Origin of the sequence: Microcystis sp. LE19-195.1E, assembly GCF_027532095.1 — a bacterium.
Lineage (GTDB): Bacteria > Cyanobacteriota > Cyanobacteriia > Cyanobacteriales > Microcystaceae > Microcystis > Microcystis aeruginosa.
In genome coordinates this window covers 1-5,449 of the sequence record NZ_JAPZSZ010000012.1, presented here as the reverse complement: position 1 = coordinate 5,449, position 5,449 = coordinate 1, and the positions used below count along the sequence as shown (strand labels likewise).

Genomic DNA, 5,449 nt, shown 5'->3' with positions numbered 1-5,449 from the left:
AACTTTAAACTCTAAGACAAACATTTTACGCAGGGGGGACTTAGACAAAATCAGTATAGCACAATAAAAGTTAAGTTAACAAGATATAGTTTAAAAAGCCGTCCTAAAAGGACGGGGCTTTAACCCAAAATTTCGGTAAATTTTAGTCAAATATTTGATCTACTTAGTTTCTAATCCTCTTTTTAGGTAGGAGAATTGTCAGAGCCTTTCTCTTGCCTATTGCCTATTGCCTATTGCCTTCAGAAACTGATAACTGATAACTGCTTAATTTCCTCGCCAAAAGACAATCGAATTATTGAGAGGTTGAATGGTGGTGCCGGGATAATAGAAAGCGAGAATTTGTTCGGGAGACCAACCCAAACGGGCTAAATTATAGGAACCAAATTGACTTAATCCTACCCCGTGGCCAAAACCGCCACCAATAAAGTTATAACCCTGGATCTGTCGATTGGTATCGTAGATAGGATCGATGTAGAATAGGGTACTGCGAGGCGGTCCCAAAGCACTACGCACCTCATTTTTATGCAGTTCCAAAATCCCCTTATCGGTTTGAACGGTCATAGTCAGAATCCGACCGGAAGGAGAGCGCTTAGTCACTTCCATCCATTGGATTTTCTGGAAATGGGCGAGGGGATGTTTTCTGCGTTTTAGATAGGTTTCTAGGTCTTGACTCAAATCAGCTAAAGAAGCTTGTTTTTGCCAGCGAAAAACCCGTCGACCCGTCTCATTAAAACCATCTTTAAGATTAATAAACTGGCGAAAAGTTGTCTCATTAGCGAGAGATTGTTTCGAGAGATCCCAGACTCGATTGGGGGAGTCCACCACTGCCTGGAGATAAGGTCTTTCCTCCCCATCCCAAACATCACTAAAGAGGGCAGTTACTCCGCCGGTGGTGGAGGAATAAAGGGCATCCACTAACTCATTTTGGTAGGTTAAAACCAGTCCTTGGGTGGATGCGATCGCTTGATCAGCCCGGGGATTAGTTCCCGTCAATCCATAATAAACTTGACAATGGGTATCGGCACAGAGTTCGTAATTATCGGCTTGAAAACGGCGGAGATTGCGGAGGGCGTAGGTGCGGGCGATAATAGTTTGCGCCCGGGTGGCACTTTCCGGGGCATCATGACCGATTTCGTGGGGTACAACCCCACGCAGGTAGGTTTCAAGGGGAACGTTATTAACTAGGGTAAAAGTGCCGTAGGCGTTGGGCTGTAGGCGCATGGTTCCCCCGTACAAACGTACCTGATCGGGGCTATGGGTGACTTGAATCAGGTTTTTTTGGCTCTCGATTTCTAATTCTTTGGGAAAATAGCGCACCCCGTTGATCTGGAAAGAAACTTGCGGCTTTTCTTTGAGTAAAACACTATTAATATAGGGTTGATTGTGGCCTTTGGCTTGCAAACTGGTCAGCAACCAACGTCGCACTAGGGGATTTTCATAAACTTCTCGCTTTGCCCAAACCTGCCAGCGTCCGGGTTGGGTAATTTCCACTTTAATGCCCATTTTTGCCCAATTTTTGGCACTATTTTCGGCGGTTTCAAAGGTGGCGTGGTCGCTCAAAATGACTTTTTCTTGCAGGATGGGAGAAGCGAGAGGACGGGGAATAACTTCTAATTGTAGGCGATTGGTTTGCAGGGTTTGGGATTGGCCATCTTCTCCCACCACGCGCAGGGTGAGATTATCACCACTGGTACTACTCAGGGTTAATTTTTCCTTGGCTTCATCGCCAAAACGTTGGACAATGCCCACTCTCAGAAGCACATCCTTGGCTATAGCGGCAGGAATTAGGGTTAAACTGAGCAAGATCGCCGCAGTTATGGAACCGATGCTAATTATTTGTTTTTTTTCCTTGATTTTTAGCATAAAGTCAAGTATCTGTTAATAAGTTTTCATAAAAGTTGAGGATATTCAGAGATTATAGCAGCAAGCCGTTAGGGGAATAGGGTAATGGGGGGGATAGGGGAATTTCCACTAAAACCCTAAAACCCTAAAACCCCAACACCCTCAAACCCCAACACCTAACATCCAACCACCAACAAAGCATCTAACTTCCCCCATCGCTGATAATGCGTAAACGTACCATTTTCTGGCCACCTTCATCCAGTTCCACTTCGATCACTTCACTGGTTAAACTTTCCAAACAGGTTAACATCGATCGCAGATGGGGATTACTTGCTCCCGTATCCACATAGAGGCGATCGGACAAACTACCTAAACGTTTCCAAGTAGTATAAAGTTTAGCTACGGCTTGCTCTAATTGTGTGGCTTGTTTAACCAGATCCGCCGCCGTATTGAGGCAATCGACGCGCAACGCTTCTTCTAGAGCCATTTCGATATCTAAATTACCCCGTCGGAGAGTTTGTACTTGGGCTGCCGCGTCGAGATATTTGGCTAAACTGCGTGCTTCCGAGGTGATTAATTTCACCGTGTCCACATCGGGATTAGCGGCGATTTCTTGACGGAGAGTGTCGATATGAGTATCGGGTAACTTTTCTAATTCTTTCACTAAGGGGGCGAGATGACGCGCCGGTAAACTACCATCGCTGGCTTTTTCTTTCACTTCATCGGGTAGTAAATCTGAACTCATCGCTGTCCATTCATCGGCCAATTGCTTCACCTCCCGACGGGTAATTCTCTCCCCTTGTCGGGCCGCATCACTGACTAATTTTTGAATTTCGGGGGCAGATTTGGCTGTTTCTACGAAGGCGCGTTTACTAAAATTATTGATACTATCGGGATCCAGTTGTCCTTCTGCCAAGAGAGTATCGGCACTATTAGCCAATTGAATCAGAGCATAAGCTTGACTTTTAGTGATTTCTCGCTGTTTTAACCAGTTTAAAAAGCCTGTACCGCGACTATCACCGCCTTGCTTCTCCCGGTCGCGAATAGCTCGTAAAATTCGCCCCCGCCAGATTTCCGTTTGCAAATCAAAGCGATCGCAAACTTTCCAAAAAGAATCCAGTTGCTGCTGAAAGTCATGATCTTGGATGGTTTCATCTTCGGGATCTGGCAGTTGAAAGTTAAACTCTAGAGGCGTTTCAAAGGCATCAATGATCGCGGAGGTGTCGGAGGAGAACGTCGCAGCATCAACCATAGGATAGACTCGGCAGTTAATCGGGCATTTTATCTTAACTCGCTCTGGCAACCCCCGACAAGCCGATTAATCGTCAGGTAAAACCCCACACCCCACACCCCACACCCCACACCCCACACCCTGTCCCCACGAAAAACTTTTTCAGCCAACCCTAGTTAGGGGAAGCATTGGGGGGAGTGGGACTGGTGACAGGTGCGGAAGGTGTCGTCCCGGTCGTGGGACTGGTGACAGGTGCGGGAGGTGTCGTCACCGGAGTGGGACTGGTGACAGGTGCGGGAGAAATCGATGGATTGGAAGCGGGATGACGACTCAGGAATTGCCAAGCGATCGCAGCCAGCAAACCGAGAACACCGACAGCGATCACTACTACGACTAGGGGTGAAACGCTAGTGGGTGCGGGGGGAGAAGTACGACTAGAAACCGAAGAAGATGCAGGGGGGGGAGTGGGTATTGCTGTCACCACTTCTTCTCCGGGGTAGGTGTCGCTGCTGTGATCAAAATCTTGGTCATTAAGATCGGGAATAATCCGTTCTTTGGCCTGAGCATAAACTAAAGGCCTGACAGGTTCAGCCGCAGGAACTACCCGACAATAAACTAGGGCGATGGTGGAGTTATCGTGACCGTTTTTCTGGTTAGCTAGTTGTAATAAACTTTCCCCCACGGCGGTTACATTTTTCTCTCCTCGCAAAAGAGGCACAATTTCACTGTCCCAGTATTGTTCTACCCGATCGTAATCACTCAAACCATCGGAACAGAGGAGAAAAACACAGTCTTGATCAATAATCAACCTCTGAACCGTGGGATGGAGATTAGTGGCGCTACTCATGCCCAAAGCTTGCACCAAGGCCCCGGCGTTGGGATACTGTATGGCATCACGATAGAGGAGATAGCCTAATTTCACTTCCCTGGAAGCGAGATCATCATCCACCGTCACTTGATGACAACTGTGGGCAGTAATCCAATAGATGCGGGAATCCCCCACATGGGCCGCGTACATTTCCTGGGCCTGGGCAAAAGCCATAACTAGAGTCGTACCCATGCGCTGACGATCTTGTCTTGACTCCTGATCATTGCGTTGACTGATCAGATCATTGGTGACACGAATCGCCAGTTCGAGGACAAGACTGTGACTATCGGGATAGACTTCCATATCAGTGGTGGCACTGCGATTAATTTCCCTAGGCAGGGTTTCGATCGCCAATTGAGCAGCGATTTCGCCCCCTTCCTGACCGCCGATGCCATCACAGACAATCGCCAGGGGATTTTGACCATGAGCGAGGGTTATGGCCTGATTAGTCTCGGGATAACAGGCATCCTCGTTGTGTTCCCGCACCAGACCGGTATCAGTGCAGGTAAAAATCTCATAGCTGCGTTCTTGACCTCCACCGTAGTGCTGTAGTGCATAATCGAGGATAGCGATCAGGGATTCCGGGCGATCGAGATCACCGGATTCTAGCTCTTGGGTCAGGGATGCGAGAAAATCTTGAATATTAGCGGCTGCCGTCGGCATCAGACCGGCCCACAGGGCCCCTAAATCTCGTAAATTGGGAGCGGTGGCTTCGTCTTTGCTTAATTCTAGCAATTGCAGCAGCTGATTATTCACTCTCGTCAGAAAAGGGTTAAGCAGACTAGAGACCACAGCTTTTTTCTGGAGGGGATGCCAGAGTTTGGCCATTTGCCATAACCAGTGAATTTGCCTTAAATCGGAAGCTTGCGACCAAACCTCGGCCAGAGTGGGCAATAGTTCTGGATAAATTAATTCTCCCGTTTCACCGAGGGGAATAGTGCCGTATTCCAACAGCCAGATGTCCATATTTAAGCGTTCATCGGGACTGGGAATATAGCCATAGACTTGGGGAATGTGGAGATGGAAGGGTAACAATTTTAGGTAGAGGGAAATCCAGCTAGGAGGTTCGTCCGGCGCTTGGGGTGCTTGAGCGGGTTTAGTATCAAGAACAATTTGTGGTTGTTTGACCAAATAACGATTATCAATTAGATCGCCAACATGATAATAGGTTCTCACCCAATCACCCATCATCCATAAATAGCGCTTAACTAAAGGAGTACCGCATTTTTCACAGAATCTATTAGTGAGAGCGTTCGGGGATAGACAGGTTAGGTTTTGACATTGGAGGGTTGTCACGGAATCCATGAAAACTGCTGACTCCTAAAGCGCGGTTAGTATAGGTTAATAAAATAGCGTGTTTTTATCCACGTTGACATCCTCGCCGCCCTAAAAGTGCGGCGATTCCTAAACCTCACGATTTAAGTTTCTGCTTCCACCACCGTCGCATACCACAGTTAAAAAACCATGTACTGTCTTACACAGAGTCCACAGACTTTCGCCCCATTTCA

Annotated in this window: 3 protein-coding genes; all 3 read right to left on the bottom strand. The window is 47.5% G+C overall.

What is annotated here, in order from left to right; genetic code table 11:
• Positions 1-264 precede the first annotated feature (264 nt).
• Positions 265-1,863 carry a SpoIID/LytB domain-containing protein gene (locus O9300_RS00980; protein WP_287969506.1) on the bottom strand — a complete coding sequence of 533 codons (1,599 nt, stop codon included), beginning with the start codon at positions 1,861-1,863 and terminating at the stop codon, positions 265-267.
• Between the two features lie 181 nt (positions 1,864-2,044).
• Positions 2,045-3,094, bottom strand: a complete 1,050-nt coding sequence (locus O9300_RS00975; RefSeq protein WP_002798288.1) for a hypothetical protein — start codon at positions 3,092-3,094, stop codon at positions 2,045-2,047.
• Between the two features lie 151 nt (positions 3,095-3,245).
• Entirely contained in the window at positions 3,246-5,246 is a 2,001-nt protein-coding gene (locus tag O9300_RS00970; RefSeq protein WP_287969505.1) for a PP2C family protein-serine/threonine phosphatase, read from the bottom strand.
• Between the last annotated feature and the right edge of the window lie 203 nt (positions 5,247-5,449).

Excerpts from the sequence above, each read along its gene's own strand:
- O9300_RS00980 (WP_287969506.1), bottom strand. The coding sequence starts at position 1,863 with ATGCTAAAAATCAAGGAAAAAAAACAAATAATTAGCATCGGTTCCATA.
- O9300_RS00975 (WP_002798288.1), bottom strand. The coding sequence starts at position 3,094 with ATGGTTGATGCTGCGACGTTCTCCTCCGACACCTCCGCGATCATTGAT.
- O9300_RS00970 (WP_287969505.1), bottom strand. The coding sequence starts at position 5,246 with ATGGATTCCGTGACAACCCTCCAATGTCAAAACCTAACCTGTCTATCC.